This is a genomic window from Marinifilum breve, assembly GCF_003202155.1.
Lineage (GTDB): Bacteria > Bacteroidota > Bacteroidia > Bacteroidales > Marinifilaceae > Marinifilum > Marinifilum breve.
In genome coordinates, this window is record NZ_QFLI01000165.1 from 1 (window position 1) to 399 (window position 399).

Below are 399 nucleotides of genomic sequence, written 5' to 3' on the forward strand. Positions count from 1 at the left end.
CTTCACCTTGGTCGAACTGCTGGTTGTGATTGGCATTCTCGTCATGTTGGCTGCCTTCGTTGGCCCAAAAGTAAGCCTCCTCGCTGAACTGAGTGGGTGGTTGGGTGGTCGGATGGCGGCTTGATCCTGTTGGCAGAGCGTCGGCCGTCGCGACGGGCGGCGGTCAAGGACGCGCACTGCACTTGCGCGCCCCTTGCGGGCTTGTCCTTGATGGCCGCACGGCGCGGCGGCACACTGGGAGCCAGGATCGTTTCTCAACCCTGGTTCGGACATGCGCGACACCCATCTCTTCCAGCTTGCTCTCGGCATCAACTCGCCGTGGTTCGTTGCCGCCTCCGACTTCGATGCGGCCAGCAAGCGGCTCGACATCGAGATCGACTTCAAGACCGGCGCGCGGTT

1 protein-coding gene is annotated in these 399 nt (G+C 62.9%); it reads left to right on the forward strand.

Annotation, left to right across the window (positions count from 1 at the left end):
- Nucleotides 1-124 (forward strand): type II secretion system protein (locus DF185_RS24485; protein WP_119754667.1); only part of this gene is annotated, 124 nt, incomplete at its 5' end.
- Nucleotides 125-399: the final 275 nt, after the last annotated feature.